Annotated in this window: 16 protein-coding genes; 7 read left to right on the forward strand and 9 right to left on the reverse strand. The window is 57.1% G+C overall.

The features are described 5' to 3' along the window. Positions 1-38 precede the first annotated feature (38 nt). Entirely contained in the window at positions 39-1,481 is a 1,443-nt protein-coding gene (locus KF784_04310; protein MBX3118265.1) for a hypothetical protein, read from the reverse strand. A gap of 186 nt (positions 1,482-1,667) precedes the next feature. Then, positions 1,668-2,975 (reverse strand): MFS transporter, encoded by a 1,308-nt coding sequence (locus KF784_04315; protein MBX3118266.1) that lies wholly within the window; start codon positions 2,973-2,975, stop codon positions 1,668-1,670. 361 nt (positions 2,976-3,336) lie between these two features. On the opposite strand from KF784_04315, the gene KF784_04320 reads away from it, so the two are divergent. The 3 genes from KF784_04320 to KF784_04330 all read left to right on the forward strand — a co-directional run bounded on the left by KF784_04320 (position 3,337) and on the right by KF784_04330 (position 8,129). Beyond that, on the forward strand, positions 3,337-3,846 hold the full coding sequence (locus KF784_04320; protein MBX3118267.1) for an N-acetyltransferase: 510 nt from the start codon (positions 3,337-3,339) through the stop codon (positions 3,844-3,846). A 38-nt stretch (positions 3,847-3,884) separates the two neighbouring features. Beyond that, entirely contained in the window at positions 3,885-7,343 is a 3,459-nt protein-coding gene (locus KF784_04325) for an alanine--tRNA ligase (GenBank protein MBX3118268.1), read from the forward strand. An 87-nt stretch (positions 7,344-7,430) separates the two neighbouring features. After that, entirely contained in the window at positions 7,431-8,129 is a 699-nt protein-coding gene (locus KF784_04330) for a hypothetical protein (GenBank protein MBX3118269.1), read from the forward strand. A gap of 629 nt (positions 8,130-8,758) precedes the next feature. Here KF784_04330 and KF784_04335 read toward each other — a convergent pair. Further along, positions 8,759-9,742, reverse strand: coding sequence for a Gfo/Idh/MocA family oxidoreductase (locus KF784_04335; protein MBX3118270.1), 984 nt, complete (start codon positions 9,740-9,742; stop codon positions 8,759-8,761). Positions 9,743-9,972: 230 nt separating this feature from the next. On the opposite strand from KF784_04335, the gene KF784_04340 reads away from it, so the two are divergent. Both KF784_04340 and KF784_04345 read left to right on the forward strand, forming a co-directional pair. After that, positions 9,973-10,800, forward strand: a complete 828-nt coding sequence (locus KF784_04340) for a hypothetical protein (GenBank protein MBX3118271.1) — start codon at positions 9,973-9,975, stop codon at positions 10,798-10,800. Between the two features lie 73 nt (positions 10,801-10,873). Continuing rightward, complete coding sequence (locus tag KF784_04345) at positions 10,874-11,473, forward strand: cytochrome P460 family protein (protein ID MBX3118272.1); 600 nt, start codon at positions 10,874-10,876, stop codon at positions 11,471-11,473. 643 nt (positions 11,474-12,116) lie between these two features. Here KF784_04345 and KF784_04350 read toward each other — a convergent pair. The 6 genes from KF784_04350 to KF784_04375 form a co-directional block, all read right to left on the reverse strand. Further along, entirely contained in the window at positions 12,117-13,466 is a 1,350-nt protein-coding gene (locus KF784_04350) for a phosphomannomutase CpsG (GenBank protein MBX3118273.1), read from the reverse strand. A gap of 54 nt (positions 13,467-13,520) precedes the next feature. After that, positions 13,521-14,654, reverse strand: coding sequence for a hypothetical protein (locus KF784_04355; GenBank protein MBX3118274.1), 1,134 nt, complete (start codon positions 14,652-14,654; stop codon positions 13,521-13,523). Between the two features lie 259 nt (positions 14,655-14,913). After that, a complete protein-coding gene (locus KF784_04360; GenBank protein MBX3118275.1) occupies positions 14,914-15,774 on the reverse strand; it encodes a hypothetical protein in 861 nt (286 codons plus the stop codon). Positions 15,775-15,867: 93 nt separating this feature from the next. Next, positions 15,868-16,098: a hypothetical protein gene (locus KF784_04365; protein MBX3118276.1), complete on the reverse strand. Its 231-nt coding sequence runs from the start codon at positions 16,096-16,098 to the stop codon at positions 15,868-15,870. 84 nt (positions 16,099-16,182) lie between these two features. Beyond that, positions 16,183-16,530, reverse strand: coding sequence for a hypothetical protein (locus KF784_04370; GenBank protein MBX3118277.1), 348 nt, complete (start codon positions 16,528-16,530; stop codon positions 16,183-16,185). Positions 16,531-16,566: 36 nt separating this feature from the next. After that, entirely contained in the window at positions 16,567-16,722 is a 156-nt protein-coding gene (locus KF784_04375) for a hypothetical protein (GenBank protein MBX3118278.1), read from the reverse strand. A 102-nt stretch (positions 16,723-16,824) separates the two neighbouring features. Between KF784_04375 and KF784_04380 the strand changes: the two genes are divergently transcribed. Both KF784_04380 and KF784_04385 read left to right on the forward strand, forming a co-directional pair. Beyond that, positions 16,825-17,826, forward strand: a complete 1,002-nt coding sequence (locus KF784_04380) for an isoprenylcysteine carboxylmethyltransferase family protein (protein MBX3118279.1) — start codon at positions 16,825-16,827, stop codon at positions 17,824-17,826. Positions 17,827-17,835: 9 nt separating this feature from the next. Next, positions 17,836-18,681 carry a deoxyribonuclease IV gene (locus tag KF784_04385; protein ID MBX3118280.1) on the forward strand — a complete coding sequence of 282 codons (846 nt, stop codon included), beginning with the start codon at positions 17,836-17,838 and terminating at the stop codon, positions 18,679-18,681. Positions 18,682-18,815: the final 134 nt, after the last annotated feature.

Genomic DNA, 18,815 nt, shown 5'->3' on the forward strand with positions numbered 1-18,815 from the left:
CCCGGACCTTTATTCGTCTCACGGAACCGCTAAGGAACTTAGCGGAGAAGCGACAGAACCGACTGCGGAGCGCTGTTCGCCTGAGCGAGCATGCTCAGACCGCTCTGCTGCAGAATCTGAAGTTTCGTGAACTTCGACATCTCTGCGGCTACATCCACGTCGCGGATTGCGCTTTCCGAAGCCGACAGGTTCTCCTTGGCGACGCCGAGAGCTCGAATGTTCGACTCAAGAACGTTGCGCTGGAACGAACCCATTTCGCCTCGCGACTTGGCAACCTGGTTGATCGCCGCGTCGATGACGCTCAGTGCGTTGGTGGCGCCGGAAGCGGTCGTGATGTCCAGGTTGCTCAAGTTGAGACCCGAAACAGCGCCCGATCCAAGCTGCGAAGCCGAGAAGTTGCCGAGCGAGAGGTTTGCCGTCTGGTTGGCGTTTCCACCGACCTGGAACTGAGCAGAGCCCACGCTGGCGTAACCGATGGCAGTTGCCGATGTCGATGCACCCGGGGTGATCTTGATCGAGTTGCCGTCGTTGTCTGTAAGGAAGAGACCGCTCTGTCCACCGCGTCCACCGGTGAAGGTGACTGTGGTGACACCACCAGCTGTTGCGCCGTTCGTGTCGATGGACACGGTTGCGACAGCGTTGGTTCCGGTAGCGGTTGCAGTTCCGGCAGTATTCAAGATACCGCTGGCATCCGAAAGGACGATGTTGCCTCGGGTGCCGTACTCCGTGGAGGTGAGCGAAACGCCTGTGCCGCTGGTCAGATCGGCGGTAACGCCTGTCTGAGCGGAGACGCTGTTGATCTGATTGATCAGGTCGCCAACCGTCGTCGAAGATGTGGTGTTGAACGTGTAGCCGTTGATCGAGAGCTGACCTGCAGCAACCGTATCGGAGGTTGCCGTATAGATCGTTGCGCCAGCGATGGTTGCCTGGCTTGCGCTCGTCGTGACGGTCATCGTTACAACGGAGTTTGTCGTCAAAGCAGCGCTGTTGAACTGGCCGCTAAAGTACATCGAGCTAACGTTGCCCGTGCTGGTCACGGAAGCGGAAACGCCTGCGCTACCATCAAGCAACTTCTTGTTACCAAACTGAGTCGTCGAAGCAATTCGGTTGATGGAATTGACGATCGAGTTCAGCTGGCTCTGGTTTGCCTGGAGCTGGTCGGCGCTGAGCGTACCGGTGTTACCGGAAGCAACGGAAAGGCCACGAGCGTCGCGAAGAAGTCGGTTGACCTCGTCGAGAGCGCCTTCTGCGGTCTTTGTATAGTTGAGCGCGTCCTGGTTGTTTCGGACTGCCTGGTCGATACCCGAGATCTGAGCTCGGAAGTTCTCGGAAATAATCAAGCCGGCGGGATCGTCCGCAGCTGAGTTAATGCGAAGACCCGTCGATAGGGCCGTCATCGACTTCGAAAATTCTGCACTGGTCGATGTAAGGTTGCGCAGAGCATTCATAGCCTGCACGTTTGTATTCACGCGAAATGACATTTAAGTTGATCCTCCCTGAGTAACGAACTTTCGTTCGTGGTTGCCTGGGCCACCCTCCATCGGTTCGCCCCAAGGTCATCCTGACTTGGCTTCCGTTTCTGTTTTTCCTATTTGTGAAGGAATACCGGCTCGCAGGATTACCAGGGTGTGGAAAACCCGGTAATCCTGCGGAGTATCGCGAAAGTGTTAGGAGGCTTCTGCGGTACTTGGTTCAAGCGGCGTTGACGCCAACTTCTCAGACTCAGGATCCGTCCCTATAGACTCGGTTTCGGGCAAAACCGTGGTCCTGAACGGCTTGGATGTATAGCCCAACAGACCGGTGGCAACAGACGATAACCCCATGATCAAGAATGTGACGGCAAGGCCTATCGCTTGGATGATCGCGCCGCCGAGAATCTGTCCCACGGGCATGACACCCATCCCCAACATGCTAAAGCAACTGTTGACACGGCCCCGGAAGTTGTCGGGGACTGTCAGCTGCGAATAGGTGTTGATGGGAATTTGGAAGACCGGCATGATGATGCCTGCCGCAAGATTCCAGAACGCAAACATGTATATGTTCTTCGAGAAAGCCATTGCGGCAATCGTCACACCAATTGCGGCGATGCCCCAGATAAACGACATCCCTACCCTTACCAGTTTCAGCCTGCTCACCAGTGCGCTGCCAAGAACCATCCCGGCAAAGTAGGACAGCTCGCAGAAGGCAAGAGTCCCCGGTTTGCCGCCAAACCATTCGTCGTTTGCAGCCACGTAGGTGACCATAAACGGCGCGAAAATGAGGCTTGTGAGCACACTCAAATACAGCAGCATCATGAGTTCGCTGCGACTCTTGAGGTAGCGGATGCCCTCTACGAATTCGGCGAGCGGATGCTTGACGGCGGCGCCTTCAGGCACGATCGTCGGCAACTGCCTTGTGTAGAGCGTGGAGATCAAGAACGTCAGGCCGTTTACCGTCACCGCAGTGAGGAAGAACCACTTTTGCGACACACCCCACAGTGCGCTTAGAACCGTCGCTGACAAAGCCAGGCTCGCCATCGGCACGATGTTTCGGAACATCGCAAAGATCGCGTTCGCCTCCAGCAAATGCTCTTTGGGCACCAATCGCGGCATCGCTGCGCTTCGGGCCGGGAGCATAAATGCAGTGGCGATAGACAAACATGGCGCAACGACAAACAGCAGCCAAATGGGCGGAGTGCCCATGGTTGCGATGACCACCGCGAACATGGCGAGAATTGCAAACGGCGCGAGGTCCGCAATGAGCATGATTTTTCGCCGGTCGAACTTGTCGGCAACCACACCTGCATAGGCGCTGAAAATCAGAAACGGCAACGACTCGGCCGCACCGATAAGGCCGACCATTGTGTTCGAGCCCGTCATCTTCTTGACCATGAAGAGGAACAGGACATAGTACATCGTGTCGCCAAAAAACGACACAAGCTGGCCGATCAGCAGTAAACGAAATGGGCGTATGGATAATGCGCGGGATCGAAACATGGGGCCTCCGGGAAAGAGGGTCGGGCTTGCCTATCTCTCAACGCCTCCGATTCAGTTACGGCGTTAAGGCTTGGCCTGCGATTGTCGAGCCGGGAAGGAGATCGGCTCATCCCGGGGGTTATAGCTTAATCATGCTGTCCATCATGTTAGCCGGAGGTTGGGCCCTAGAGCGTGGGACCTGGGGCGTTAGGCCCGGGGATTGCGGAGAGGACTTATAAGACGGATACGACGTGTAGGACCTATAACCCTATTGCCCCAGACCTCACGCCCAACGCCCGAATGCCTGAACGCCCCAACGCCCCAACGCCCCAACGCCCCAACGCCCCAACGCCCCAACGCCCCAATCGTGCATTATTCAACCATGATCCGTCCATTCGAAGACCGTGACGCCGGGGCTGTGACCGCCATCGAGAACTACTCGATCCTCCATTCTCCCGCGCACTTCGGCATTACCCCGATTACCGCATCGGATACGCTGGACGCTTATCATGTGGGGCAAGGGCGGTATCCGTGGTTTGTGGCGGAGGAGGACGGCCGGGTGGTGGGGTTTGCGCGGGGCGGGCCTTGGAAGGCGCGGGAGGCTTACGCTCCGGCTGTGGCGGTCGGAGTTTATGTGGATGCGGAGTATCAGGGGAAGGGGATCGGGCGGCAGCTTTATGAAGAGCTTTTTAGGGCACTGCGGGAGGCGGGGACGTTTCACTGTGTGATCGCGGGGATCACGCTGCCGAACGAGGCGAGCGTGCGGCTGCACGAAGCGTTCGGGATGAAGTACATCGGGACGTTTCCGAACGTTGGCTATAAGTTCGGCAAGTGGTGGGATACGGGCTATTGGGTGCTGGAGATCGGGGAGATAGAAGTAGGCACAACCTAAGTTCAAACCCAGCCTGCCGGGTACCCTAATGAGCGCTCATGACCGCTTCCGAGCTGCGCAGGAAATATCTGGAATTTTTTCAGTCGAAGGGCCACACTTTGTACCCTTCTGGCTCGCTCATTCCGTTCGACGTGACGGGGCGTTTGGACGAGTCGCTGCTCTTCAACGGCGCGGGCATGGTGCAGTTCAAGCCGTTCTTTCGGGGCGTCGCCGAGCCCCCCAGCCGCCGACTGACGAACGTCCAAAAATGCGTCAGGACGGGCGACATTGAAGAGGTCGGAAATCTCTCTCACCTCACCTTCTTTGAGATGCTGGGCAACTTCAGCTTTGGCGACTATTTCAAGGAAGAAGCGATCGCCTACTCTTGGGAGTTTTTGACTTCGCCGCAGTGGTTGGGACTGGACCCCAAGCGGCTAAGCTTTACGGTTTTTGAAGAGGATGACGAGGCTTACGATTGCTGGGCAAAGCATGTGAGCAGCGTTGGCATCGACCCGGAAACGCGCGTCTTTCGGCTTGGCGAAGAGACCAACTATTGGCCAGCCGGAGCGTTCAGCAAAGGGCCTCCCGGACCGTGTGGTCCGAACTCGGAGATGTTCTACTGGACGTCTACCGATGTCCCCGTTCCCGGCATATCGGCAGGCGATTATTCACGCGAGCAGTGGCTTCACGACGACGAGGTGAAGAACTGGCTGGAGATCTGGAACGACGTCTTCATCCAGTTTGAATGGCAGGGGCAACTGCGCAATCCGGAGCGGCCTTCAGACGGTTTTGAGAAGTCGGGAATGCCGAACTTGCCGTTTAAGTCGGTGGATACCGGGATGGGGCTTGAAAGGACGGCGACCGTGCTTGCCGGGTTGAAATCGGTTTACGACACGGACGTTTTTGCGCCGATTATTCGGAAGATTGAGGAGATTGGGGGCAGCGGTGAAGCGGGGGGCCACCCCCACCCCGAACCCCTCCCCCGTCAAGGGGGAGGGGACCTTGCTGCGTCGGGAGAGGGTGATGCAAGTCTGCAGCCAGGCGATGATCGTCACCCCCACCCTGTTCGCTCCGCTCACAGCCTCCCCCCTCAAGGGGGAGGGGACTCAACCCCCACCCCTCAATCCCCTCCCCCTACTCCTTCGTCGCATGGGGAGGGGAATTCCTACCCCACCCCCAACCCCTTCCCCACCACGGCTTCGCTGGGGCAAGGAGGGGGCTATCGGTACGGCACCGACCCGGACAAAGACCGCGCTACCCGGATCATTTGTGACCACATCCGCACCGCATGTTTCTGTATCGCCGACGGCATTCTCCCCGGCAACACGGGTCGCGGATATGTGCTGCGGCGGCTAATCCGTCGGGCGGTGTTGAAGGGTCAGCGGGCGTTGGGGTTTGAGCAGCCGTTCTTTCACTTGGTTTATGAGGGCGTTGTGGAGGCGATGGGGGATCACTACGGTCAGCTCACCGAGCGGCGAGATGTGATTGTGGAGACGCTGAAGAGTGAGGAGGCGCTGTTTAGGCGAAGTCTAAATCTGGGGTTAGAAGTTTTCATTGAACATCTGCGAGAGGTTGCTCGCTCACAGGAGTTTGAGATTTCCCCTGCTACCTACTTAATTGCCACGGGAAGCGAAGAAGTTGAGATCGATCACATGTCTCTCGAAAAGGAGACAAGCTACGTTCGTAGGTTGAGTACAGTTCAAGACTTCAAGACATATTTTGAGGAACGTCACCTTGACCAGCGGTTAGAGGCAATGGCCCCTCCTGTTCCAATACTACGCGGCGAGTCAGCTTTCCAGCTCTACGACACCTACGGCTTCCCCCTTGAAGTCACTCAAGAGCTTTGCGAAGAAGCGGGCGTTTCCGTTGACATCGAAGGCTATGAGCGGGCGTTGAAAGAGGCTCAAGAGCGGTCGCGCGGGGCGTCGGGAATGGACTCCGTTTATGGCGGGGTAGAGATCACATTCCAAGTGCTGATTCAGACCGACGACGGCAATGCAACACCCACAGTGTTTCGGGGGTATGAGGAGACTGCGGTGCGGGCGAAGATCGTGGGGGCGATTGCGGTTGTTGAGGGGGCTGGCGGCGAGGCCGGGGACCACCCCCACCCCGAACCCCTCCCCCGTCAAGGGGGAGGGGACCCTGTTGCGTCGGGAGAGGGTGATGCAGGTCAGGGGGCAGATAACCCCACCCCCAACCCCCTCCCCACCACGACTTCGTCGAGGGAAGGAGGGGGCTCAGAAGAAACCCCCACCCCTCAATCCCCTCCCCCTACTCCTTCGTCGCATGGGGAGGGGAGCATGTTGATCGCCATCGCCCTTGACCAAACTCCGTTCTATGCCGAATCCGGTGGACAAGTCAGTGATGAAGGCACCATCGACGCCGGGAAATATCAATTCCGTGTCATAGACGTAACGAAACAGGATGGCGTGTGGGTTCATCTGACCGAGCCAGTGAATTTCGAGGACGACCTTGGCGCGGACATGGACGAAATCAACGCGAGCGTGCAGAAGCTGCTTTTTGGGCTGGACGCACAGGCACGGGTGGACGAAAGCCGACGCCGCGCTATCATTCGCAATCATACGGCGACGCATTTGCTCCATGCCGCGTTGAGGGAGGTTCTCGGAAAGCATGTCACCCAGGCGGGATCCTATGTCGGGCCGGACCGTTTGCGGTTTGACTTTACGCACGGCAAGGCCCTAACGCCGGACGAGCTTTCGACCGTCGAGCGCATGGTCAACGAGAAGGCCTTGCTGGCAAGCGAGGTGGTCATCCACAACGATGTGCCAATCGACATCGCCCGGTCGATGGGCGCGATGGCGCTCTTTGGCGAGAAGTACGGCGACCATGTGCGCGTGGTCGAGGTCCCCGGCTACAGTATTGAACTTTGCGGTGGCATCCACGTTCGCAATACCGCCGAGGTCGGCATGTTTAAGATACTGCACGAAGCAAGCGCAGCAAGTGGCGTACGGCGGATTGAAGCCGTCACCGGCGAAGGCGCTTACGACTGGGCCAAGCATCAAGAATTTATCCTGCGCGAGGCGGCGACGCTGCTCAAGAGCAACCCGCATGATCTGATCAACGCAGTGCAGAAGAGCATCGACCAACTCCGCGAAGAGCGCAAACGCTCGGAGCGAATGCGAACGCAATCCGCAGACGCAAGCCAAGGCCAAACGGTGATGCTGGGCGAGGTCGAGCTTGCCAGCCAAACGCTCACTGATGGCGACGTGAAGGACGCCAACTTGATCGTGGATAAGCTGATTGACGGGCACCCGAACCGGGTCGCGCTGGTGGGATTGAGCGCAGAGGGCAAGGTCACTTTTGTGTGCAAAGTTGGCGAAGAGGCGAAGGCGAAGGGCGCTCACGCGGGCAACTTGGTGAAGGCTTTGGCGGCAATTGTTGGCGGGGGCGGAGGCGGCCGGCCGGACTTTGCGACTGCTGGAGGCCGCGACCCTGGGAAGCTTCTGGAGGCGATGGCCGAGGCACAGAAGGTCGTGGCTGGCATGGTCGGAGGCTAACTTATGCCTGAGCTTTGTTGTCACCCCTCCCTCTGTTCACTACGTTCACAGTTCCCTCCCCCTCAAGGGGCGGGAACTTAACCCCCAATGGCCGATAGCTCTGCAACTCAGCCTTGGTCGCTCAGACAGGCGATCGAACCCGGTCGCCGTGCTGTCATCGCCCACTTCAAGCCGATCCTGCTCATCCAGTTTCTGCTCATCATTGTCGTTGTTGCCTACTACGCCTTCCCCGAAGTTCGCGAATTCAGCCGGTCCTTATCTCAACTTCGGGACCGTGGCGGAACCCTCTTTGCCGCCGCAATGTCAGGGTTTGCGGGAACGGTTGTGCCCGAACTTGCCAAGTTCCTCGCCGACCGAGGCAATTACAAGCCGACCAAGCCTGCCGATCACCTTTTTAACTTCCTGTTCTTTGCTTTCATCGGCGCGATGGTGGTGAATCTGTTTTATGTGCTCGCGATCCTCTTTGGCGATAAGCAGGACCCGCTCACCGTGGTCATCAAGGTTGCGGTGGATATGCTCATTTTCAGCGCGCTTATCTCTGCGCCAATCAGCATCACTTTGCAGCAGTGGAGGCTCGATGGCTATAAGATGCGAAAGACGCTGAGTCGGCTGAGTTTTGTCTTTTTCCGCGACCGGGTTTTGCCGTTGATCTTGGTGATTTGGGCGTATTGGGGGCCGGTGGGGCTGTGCAGCTATGCCATGCCACTGTCGTTGCAGCTGTGGGTTTATCTGTTCGCCCAAGCAGCCTATAGCTTTATGATCTTGCATATTGCAAGGGGAACGTAGATAACGATGAGTGAGGAACGATGAAGGATGAATTGGGAAGGGACACGGGAGGGCAACGCTCTGCGTGAAACAAAGAAACTTATTTCTCACAGAGACACAAAGAATCACAAAGGCACAGAGTGGGAGGGCAACGCTTCGTCGTTGCCGTACAACACCGCGCATGCAAGGATTCCTGCACCACAACTGATGCGCAGGCTTTGCGAGTTAGCGAGATAGAAAAGCCACGTCACGCAGAGGTGCCGAGTCCGCAGAGTTCGCAGAGGACTCAACCCCATCTCTGCGCTTTTTGCGAGCTCTGCGTGAAACAAAGAAACGCAGTTCTCACAGAGACACAGAGGACCACAGAGGCACAGAGTGGGAGGGCGGACCCGTGCAACACCGCACAGCGCAGGCAAGGATGCCTGCACCACAACTGATGCGCAGGCATTGCGACTTTGCGTGAATAAAAGGCCAAGTCACGCAGAGTTCGCAGAGGCCTTAACCCAATCTCTGCGCTTTTTGCGAGCTCTGCGTGAAACAAAGAAACGCAGTTCTCACAGAGACACAAAGAACCACAAAGGCACAGAGTGGGAGGGCAACGCTCTGTCGTTGCCGTTTTGGAGTGCGACGATTTACCGTTACCCTCCCGACTAACTTCCGACCTTCACTGGTGCGCCGCCCTGCTCAGATGACTTGTACGCTGCTTCGCTAAGCTCCATCACCCTCAGGCCTGACTCAAATGCGGCGGCAATCGTGTCCTTCCCGAGCACCGTATCGACAAAGTTCCGGTCTTGGTCCGTCTGCCGGGGAAGGTTTTCGCAGGTCAGTTTGCTGCTGTCGTTTTCTCGAATAGTCAACTTGCCGTCGCGCACAAAGAAGGCCCCACGCTCGCAGAAAATGGTGATGTCTTCGTGCCAGTTTGGCGCGTCGCCATTGATGGTGATCGTGCCCATCGCGCCGTTTGTGAATTTGACGCTGATGGCGGAATCGATGTCAACGGGCGTGCCTCGATTGTCGATAAAGGCATTCACCGACTCGGCTTTCAGGCCCGTGCACCAAAGCAAAATGTCCACCATGTGGCTGCCCGAATCCAACATCATCCCTCCGCCAGAAAGAGCCGGGTCTTGCCTCCAAGTGCCGGTTGTGAATCGCTTCCACTCTTGGCTCAGCAGGGCGGAAACCATCGTCACTTCGCCGTATTGACCGCTGTCGATCTCCCGTTTGATGCGGATGAATTCGGGTTGCGTGTGCCGCTGATAGGCGATCCCGCCAACTTTGCCGCTCGTTTCGCGCGCCTGAATGCACCGGTGGCAATCTTCGACGCTGGTGACAAACGGCTTCTCGGTGAAGACATGGAGTCCGGCGCTGAAGCTATCGAGAATCTGATCGACGTGCTGCGTGTGAGGCGTGTTGATATGGGTGGCATCGAGCCCGCCCTCGGCGAGCATATGCTCGTAATCGCAATAGACGCGGGCGTTGGCTAGGTGAGGGAAATCCCGCTTGGCGCGCTGGATCATGTCGTCGTTCGGGTCGGTGAGGGCGACCACCTCTGCGCCTTCCACTTTGCTCAGGAGGTCAAAATGCCATCGGGCGATGCCCCCGCAACCGATGAATCCGATCCGAACCTTTTCCATGGGTCGATGCTACCCCTGTAAACGATAAACGAGGAAGTAGGAGCGATGAATACGAAGGCCGAGAGTCGCTGCACTCCAAAGCGCGAATGAATTCACGCACTCCCAAAACTCTCCTCAAAAGCCACGAACGAAGCATTGCCCTTCCATGCTTCTTAACAATCTTAATCACGTCTTAACATTCAGCTACAACCCACCCTGCCCGAACTCTGTATCAGCTAGCGGAGGACAAAATGACGGAAAAGCAAACACAGCTTTATCAATCCATCCAGACCTTCGACATCGACGGAGGTCCCGTCCAATTCTCTTTCGCCCAACGGCTCGCCCGAGAGAACGGCTGGAGCCGGGATTACACCCAGCGTGCCATCGACGAATACAGAAAATTCCTCTTTCTATCGGCGGAGGCCGGACACCCGATCACACCGTCCGACGAGGTGGACCAGGTGTGGCACCTACACCTCACCTACTCCGACTCCTACTGGAACCGGCTCTGCAAGGAGGTCTTGCCGAGGCCGCTGCTCCACGGACCGACCAAGGGTGGCAAAGCCGAAGGCGAGAAGTTTCACGACTGGTACGCAAAGACCCTTGAGAGCTATCGCGGATTCTTCGGCGAGCCGTCCGCCGACATCTGGCCGGAAGCCAGAATTCGGTTTGGAGATGCCCCTTTCTATCAGCGTGTGAACGTGCGGGATAATTGGGTGATCCCGAAAGCCAGAGTCAAGCGCGGGGTTCGTGTTGGGCTGGCTTCGGTTGGCGGGATGATCTTGCTGGCGGGGTGCAACGCCCTCAGTGGTCCTTTGGGGGCGTTCCTGCTCGTGGGAGGATTCTTGGTGATCCTCTTCATCGTTATGCTCATCAACTTGGTCTTCCAATCGAGCGCGGCGGGCCGTCGAAACGACCCCAACCGGTCGGGACACGCGGGATGTGGAGGCTCGGGCTGCTCCTCAAGCTCTAGTGACAGCGGGCACTCGGGATGCGGTGGAGCGTCGGGATGCGGAAGCTCCGGTTGCGGAGGTGGAGGCTGCGGTGGGGGTTGTGGAGGAGGATGTGGCGGGGGCTGATTCTCACCCACGATGAACAAAAACGCTTGCCAACCACACCTAATTCTATGTGGGAGTATTGGAGAGTGTTGCGATGAAAATTCAAACACAAACATTGATTCCGGCAGCGCTGGCAATAGTTGCTGTCACGATTGCAGGCTGGGGTTGGCCGGAACGAGGCAAGAGCACGACATCAGCCCAAAAAGAGCCTGAGTTGTTGGCTGCTGTCCGAGAGTATCAGCAGTGGACAGTGGCAAACAAGGAGCCAAAAGTGATGGCTCGAGCCATCGATCTTCTCTGCCGAATGCCCACTCCCGAGGAGCTAAAGAAGGCCGAACAAGATCCTCATTACCAAAAGTTCATCAAGGTCTTTGTGAACTCGATTGGGGAAAAGGCGATGTTCAACACGTTAGAGATGCCGCCCGGCACACGCATCAGTGGGGCCGCATTCCCGGTTGGTTCGATCATCGTGAAGGAAAAACGCATCGGCAAGGAAGGGGAGATCGAGCTCTTTACGGTCATGCGAAAGCGTGAGAAAGGCTATAACCCCGAGTGTGGCGACTGGGAGTTTGCGACCGTCGATCCAAAGATGGCCAAGCTCACGAGTCAGGGGAAGATTGAGCTTTGTATGTCTTGCCACCAAGAGCAATCGAAGTTCGATTACACCTTCCGGACGTATTTTGATAAGAAGTGAGTAGGCGAGCAGGGGGTGAATCCACAAGCTCAAGCAGTCCCCCTGACACGATGCCTCAGCCCTTCGGGTTAAGGCTATTTTGATTGCTTTTAGCCTCAACCCTAAGGGGAGGGTTGAGGCATGTTAGAGTCCTTTTAAAGCCACCTTAGCCATTCGATGGTGCTAAAAGTTTGATGGCATGCGTTGCAGTGGCGTGAGGTTCTGTATTTCAGAATGACAAGCGCAAAGAAGACCCAGTGAATGAAGATGTCGATCAGGTTCGCGTGAGTCATTAGCGAGTGGTCGCGCCAGCGAACTTTTCGCAGGTTTGTAGACCCGCAAAGTGGGCAGTTCTGCGTGAGTTGAGGGCGTCGCACCGTTGTCAGTCTTACGCAACAGAGTCGTAGAGGTTGCGACTCTCTGCTCCTCCACTTTCGAAATCACGGTCGGTACCTTGCTTTGTGTGGCGTTGACCAGAGGTGGGCTCGCATTGGAGGGCCACTGTCCTCAGTGACCATTCTTGGACCCTTGGACATTGAGGACAATGTCCCTCCAGCCCCGAAACAAACTTACACCTCGATCAATAGAACTGACCACTCTTGGACTGGCGGCGATAAATCGCCGCTATTCAAAGCGCGAATAAATTCGCGCACTCCCAAGAGGGCTATGCACCGATCAGATTCAAAATCTCCTGCGTTCGCCGGACCATTAGATCGTGGTCGCCCCGGGTCTCCACATTCAGCCGGAGCAGCGGTTCCGTATTCGATCCCCTCAGGTTGAACCGCCACAGCGGAAACTCCACCGACAGCCCGTCAAGCTTATCCACCGTGCCACCAAGCGGGCCGTAATGGGCCTCGACTTTGGCAAGCGTTGACTGCACGTCGTCGACCTTCGTGTTCACCTCTCCGCTGCAAGGATACGCCGCGATCATCGCCCCGACCAGCTCACCAAGCGACTTCCCGGTCGAGGACACAAGCTGGGCGATCAGCAGCAGCGGGATCATGCCGCTGTCGCAATACCAGTGACTCTTGAAATAGTGGTGGGCGCTCATTTCGCCGCCGTAGGTGGCGTCTTCGGCGCGCATCTTTTCCTTGATGAAAGCATGCCCCGATTTGCATACAACTCCCCGCCCGCCGTACTGCTTGATGATGTCCAGCGTGTTCCAAGTGAGGCGTGGATCGTAGATGATCGTCTGGTCGGGATCGACACTGAGCAAGGCTTGCGTAAGCACGCCAACGATGTAATAGCCCTCGATGAACGCACCGTTTTCGTCAAGGAAGAAACAGCGGTCGTAGTCGCCGTCCCACGCCACCCCAAAGTCGAACTTCTCGGCCTGCATCCGCTCCACCGCCATCGCCCGCGACTCTTCAAGGATAGGGTTGGGGACGCCGTGGGGGAAGTGGCCATCGGGCTCCCAGCGCAGCTTTTCCACTTTGAGCGGCAAGTGCGGCAGGAGCGCTTCCAGAGCCACGCCCGCCGAGCCGTTGCCCGGGTCGAGCAAGAGCTTGAGCGGCTTGAGTTTGTTCACGTCGATCAAGCCCAAAAGGTGAGCGACGAAGTCCCGATAGACGCCCTGCTCGACGATTTTTCCCGAGCCTGTCCTCTCCCAATTCTTGTCGAAGGCGCGCTTTTCGATGTCGTTCAGACCGGAGTCGGAGCTAATCGGACGGCTCTCTTGCCGTACCATTTTGAGGCCGTTGTATTGGGGCGGGTTGTGGCTGGCGGTGATCATGATGCCGCCGTCGTAGCCGTAGAACGCGGTGGCAAAGTAGACCATCTCCGTGCCGACCATGCCCAGATGCACGACGTCCACGCCCGCTTCGTTCAACCCCTTGGCCAGCGCTTTGTAGAGGTCGGGCCCAGAGAGCCGGATATCGTAGCCGATGCAAACGGTTTTTGCGCCGGTGGAGTCGGCATAAGCGCGTCCGATGGCGTAGGCAAGCTCGGGGTTGAGCTCGTCGGGAACGATGCCACGAACGTCATACGCCTTGAAGCAGGCAAGGTATTGGCCCATTGGGGACTGTGTACCCGAAAAGCCACTTAGCCCACTGAAGCTTTCAGCGGGCGCTTAGAGTTTGGGCGTCAGCAAAACCAAAGGCCCAGGCTTATACTTCTGCTTGTCATCTGTCGCGCAAAGAATCTGTCCTTTCTCATTGACCCCGATGATGTGGCTTAAGATGTACGTTCGGGTGCCAGGCCAGAGTGTATTCAGGTCGTAGGCTCTGCCGTCTGTCCACAGCAAAGCATAGTCTTGGAGTTTGTCGTGTCCGTTGAATGTACGGAATTCTTGCTGACGGCCAAGTACCCAATCCTTCGGACCGAACGTCATGGCGTAGGCTCCACGCGAATCCACCTTTCCGTTCCCCGACGTCCTTGCGAACGGAAAGATTTGCGGTTTGCCTGCGGTCCAAACTGTCGGTTCGGCAGGCTCTGCAACGCGGTAATAGGATTCGCTCATCGCGCGAAACAGATACATATGCTCTTTTGAGACGGCTCCGGCAATCCGTCCGCCCTCGTCGATCCACTCTGCCTCGCCGCTAATGTAGCCCTTTGGATACGGCAAGAACTTCGCCTCGCCCTTTGCATTCCAGAAAATCGCCGACGTTGTGAGGCTTACCTGTCCGTCCCCAAGGGACCGCTCGTGGGAGATTGAGCCCACAGTCTCGCCCTTTGAGTTGCGCCTGCCAATGATGGTAATCGGATCCCACACCCCATTCAGTGGTACGAAGCCGGTGGGATATTTCATGCTCAACCATTGCGCCCCATCCCAAGTTTGCACGTGGTTGGGGTCGGTCTTCGTTTGATCGGGAATGGGCGGGGCATAGAGGGTCGCCTTTGACGGCAGAAAGGAGCTTGGACTTGGGCTGATTTGTATTTCGCCTTTTCTCGGCACCAAAGCGTAAATCATTCGAGTGTCATTCGCCGAAACCTGCTGTATGACAGCAATGCACATGCGGGAGTCCTCTGCCCACATCAGGGATTCCAGGCCCTGAACGCCCCCAATCCCCTTGAAACTCACCCGAACCTTTTGAGCCCCTTCGTACCAAACACATTCTTGAGTGGCTTCTCGTGCTACTGCGACGGTGTTCAGCGTTAGCGCGAATTTGTCGCGAGGTGAGAAGGTGTCGGTGAATGCTCTTCCAGTAAAGGATGGGGCTGCCCCAAGTAGGTTGACAGCGAGCGCTGCAATAACTCCAATCATTCTGTCCCTCTAAGCGTCGTACAATTCTTTCAACTATAGATGAGAACGTCGCAATCCAAGTTCGATTTCGGCGAACTTCCCACCATCGTCATTCCAAAAAATGTAACCCACCAATTGCATGAACCGATTACATCTTTCTGGGCTCTGGAACTCCGAGGAAGCAGATATTGAGCGACCGCAGACTGATTCGCAGAATCTTGGACGGAGACAACGATGCCGCAGAGCGTTTCGTTCGGCAGCACTATCCTGGCATTCACAGTCAAGGCCTGTGCAAGACCAAAGTTATTCCCATCGGTGCGGGGCCAGGATCGTTTTCCCTGCGGTTGAACTGGGCCGCGCCACGCCGCATCCCAGTAAACACAAGCTCCAGACTGTTAAACGACTTCTTCGCCGTGTCCCATTCCCCGCGTCCATACATCTTGGCGTCGTAGCCCCGGCGGGCCGTCCCGAGCTGCACCGAACCCGAGTATTCGATCTGCATCAGGCTCCCTGATTGGCTCAGTCGGCGCATCGTGATCGTCGCCTGCTTCACTTCGCTCGCTTGCCAGGTTGGGACCTGTCCGCGCACGTTGTCGACCAAGACTTCCTGGGCGATCCGGCTCACTGCGTCGGATGAAACCGCTTCAGACGCCGTCCCGGAAGGGACAAACGTCGAAGCAGACGGAAGGCCGATCCAGTTCTCGTTCCACGCCCACTTCACATAGTCGGGGAAGAACTCTCGATTGCCCGTCACTTCATCGAACCGGGCCCCGCTCCTATCGCCCGCGCCGCGCGGCAGGTCACGTACATTCACGCGCAGAATAAGTTCGCCTCTGATCCCGGGCGGAAGGGCTGACTTAACAGTCGGGACCGGACTGTTGGCGTAGTTCTTTTCTTTGCGAAGCGTCTCCCACCTTTGCAGGGCGCGGCTCAGACGTGCGCGAATGTCGCCCGCATCGCCCGACGCGGCAAAGCGGCCTTCCAGGTATTCGGCGTTCGGGCCGATCATGTAGATGCCCTGCTTGGTGCCGGGATGATTCCACGCCCCCGGAGGCATGCTCTCGCCATATTTCTTGAAGAAAACGTGCTCTGGGTTGTCCTTGACCCGGTTGAGGTTGCCTGGATCTTCGGGATAGAGCATGTAAACCTCGTCGGCGACGGTGACGAACTCCTTGCTGAGCTTCTTGATTTCGGGGTCTGACCAGACCAGTTGGCGTCCGCGGACGCCGTTATTTCACGTACAGCCGAGAGGATGTCCGTTCATGGTCCAGAACAGGAGGGGGCGTCCGAGCCTCTTCGCCTCCTGCACGGCGGGCCAGAACTGGTTTCGCCAGCCGATGTCTTTGTACGCCTCCTCTTTGGCGTCGGGCTGGATTGTGGCGATCAATGATCGGTAGTTCTGGGCGTTCGGCTCGGTGGCTTGAGCCTGACCGATGAGGGCGGCCAGCGTTAGTGTCGTCAGCATGCCTCTATCCTAACACACGCGAATACCTACGATACAAGAAGATAGGTTTTCGCTCGCAGACCTGCGAGCATCACGATCAGCCTATCACCCACCGCCGATAGCGTCCACCGAGAGCTCGATGTAGTAGAGTTTGTCGTCTCGGAAGAGATAGTAGTTCGAGTACTTGACGCCCATCCCATCGGCGTTGAGCGGTGTCTGCCGCGTGTAGACAAGCTCCTTAGCAAGAAACCGTTTGCTCCAGAACGCCTTTTGCGGCTTGCCGAGAATCTGTTTGACCTCTTGCTGAGACATGCCGAGGTGGATGCCAAGGTTCGTTCTGGGCTTGATCGAGCCTGATTGGAAGTTGCGCTTCTCCTCCTCAATGCGCTGAGGAATTTCATCATCAGCGAGTTCATCGTGGATGATGCCTTCGTTTTGCAAGATCGAACGCAAATCGGCGCTTAAGACCAAGCGCCTGTGGGAACCGTCTCAGTCGGCGCCGGAAAAGAGATAGAGCTTTTGCTTTGGGTCAAAGACAGACTGATGATAATCGTCTGCCGACTTGGCACCGATTGACGTATCCATTGGAGCTTTTTGCCCGAGAGCCAACGCACTCATCACACCAATCAACAAGAGTGTTCTCACGAACTTTATTATCAATCAGTTACTGTCACTTTGAATAAGAAAAATCGTGGTTCTCCCCTGGCAGGCCATGTGGTTGAGAGCCATTCAGGTAAGACTGAGAGCATGGCCCCGCTCAGTCGCCGGGAAAAGATCGAAGCGATCGTTTTCTATGCGGCGACTTCTTTGGCGACGATCTTGTGGTGGGGGCTCCTCCTTGCCAATCCACAGAGTCGAACGCCGTTCTTGGGGGCTGACTTTGCCGACCGCTGGCTGTGGGTGTTGTTTTCGCCGGATATTCTCTCGGCCCTTGTTATGTCCACCGTTATGGTGTGGGCGATTGTCCGATCCCACTGCATCGCGCCAGCCTTGGCTTGGGTGCATTTCGGGGCGCAAGGCTATGCGTGGGTGATCAGCCTTGGCCTTGCAGTGATTGATTCGCGGGCGTACTGGGGTGTCGTGGCCATGACCCTTTCTACCGGCCCTGCCTTGGCGTTTGCGATTCGGATTCAGGGGAGCAACATCTTGTGGGGCGCTTTCCAGTTTGCTTACCGAGAACAGCGGACTCCGAAGGAGTATTGGACGAGGGCTTTGAAGCAGACCTTCTGGATGTGGACGATCTTCTTGCTTTTGATCCCGGCGGGCATCGCATTAAGCGAGCGAGCCTTGGGATGGGATCGGCACTGGATCACGGATAACTGGCGATTTGCTGTTGCCGCAGTTCTGTTCACGTTAGGAGGATCGATAGGGTTGTGGGCTGGAAAAATGATGGCGGATACCGGGGATGGCACACCACTCCCTTCCGAATGCACTCGCAAGCTTGTCCTGTCGGGGCCCTACCGCTTCATTCGCAACCCAATGGCGATGGGGGGCACTCTGCAAGGCATCATGGTCGGGCTTGCTTGGGGTTCGCCGCTGATCATGCTCTATGCGTTCATCGGCGGAGTCTGGTGGGAGGTTCTGGTGCGGCGGCTTGAAGAAGCACACCTTGAGGCCACGTTTGGGGACGAATATCGGGCTTATCTGGCACAAGTGCGGTGTTGGTGGATTGGACGAAGCCGGAGGATGTTAGGCTTTATTGGGCATGGAGCGGCGGTTGAGTCTCAGGATTTGCCTCTGAGCGTCTAAACTATCCCCATGCCAGCAAAGCTTCTTGGCGCGCACATGCCCACTTCGGGCGGACTCGGGATGGCCGTTCGTCGCGGCAAAGAGATCGGCTGCACCGCCATCCAAGTCTTCACCTCCAGCCCGCAGCAGTGGAAGGCCAAAGAGATCACCGACAAGATGGTCGAGGACTTCAAGGCCGCCAAAGCCGAGACCGGAATCAACTTCGTCGTGAGCCACGACAGCTACCTTGTCAACCTCTGCGCCCCGACCGATGAGAATAAAGAAAAGAGCATTAACGGGCTCAAGGCTGAGCTGAACCGCTGCCATCAGTACGGTATTCCTTATGCGGTTTCGCACATGGGCTCGCACATGGGTCAGGGCGAAGAGGAGGGCCTGCGCATCGTCGCCGAATCAGCAAAGATCGTGCTGGACGAAACACCCGACGACGTGACCATCCTCATGGAGACCACTGCCGGGCAGGGCAGCGCGCTGGACTACAAGTTTGAACATCTGGCCTGGCTGCTGGAAGCCATGAAGGGGCATCCCCGGCTGTGCGTCTGCCTGGACACCTGCCATATCTTCGTCGCGGGCTACGACATCTCCACCGAAGAGGGCTACGCCAAGACCTTCGACGAATTCGACCGGCTGGTCGGAATGGACCGCCTTAAGGTGATCCACTGCAACGACACCAAAAAGCCGCTCGGCAGCAAGGTGGATCGGCATGAAGCGATCGGGAAGGGGTTCATAGGGCCGAAGGCGTTTGAGCTGATAGTGAATGATCCGAGGTTTGAGAACGTGCCGATCCTGCTGGAAACTCCGGAAGCGGAAGCCATGCACCAGGTGAACCTGGAAGTTCTCATGAGCTTGCGGAAATAGGGAGTTTCTCGCGGAGTCCGAGGCTAATGAAGGACTTGCGGAGATTTCTCACAGAGGCACAGAGAACCACAGAGTGCACGGAGGGGCATTGTGGCCCTCATCAGCTGAGTTGAAACCGAGGAACCTGAGGAAGA

It is taken from the genome of Fimbriimonadaceae bacterium, from assembly GCA_019638775.1.
GTDB lineage: Bacteria > Armatimonadota > Fimbriimonadia > Fimbriimonadales > Fimbriimonadaceae > JAHBTD01.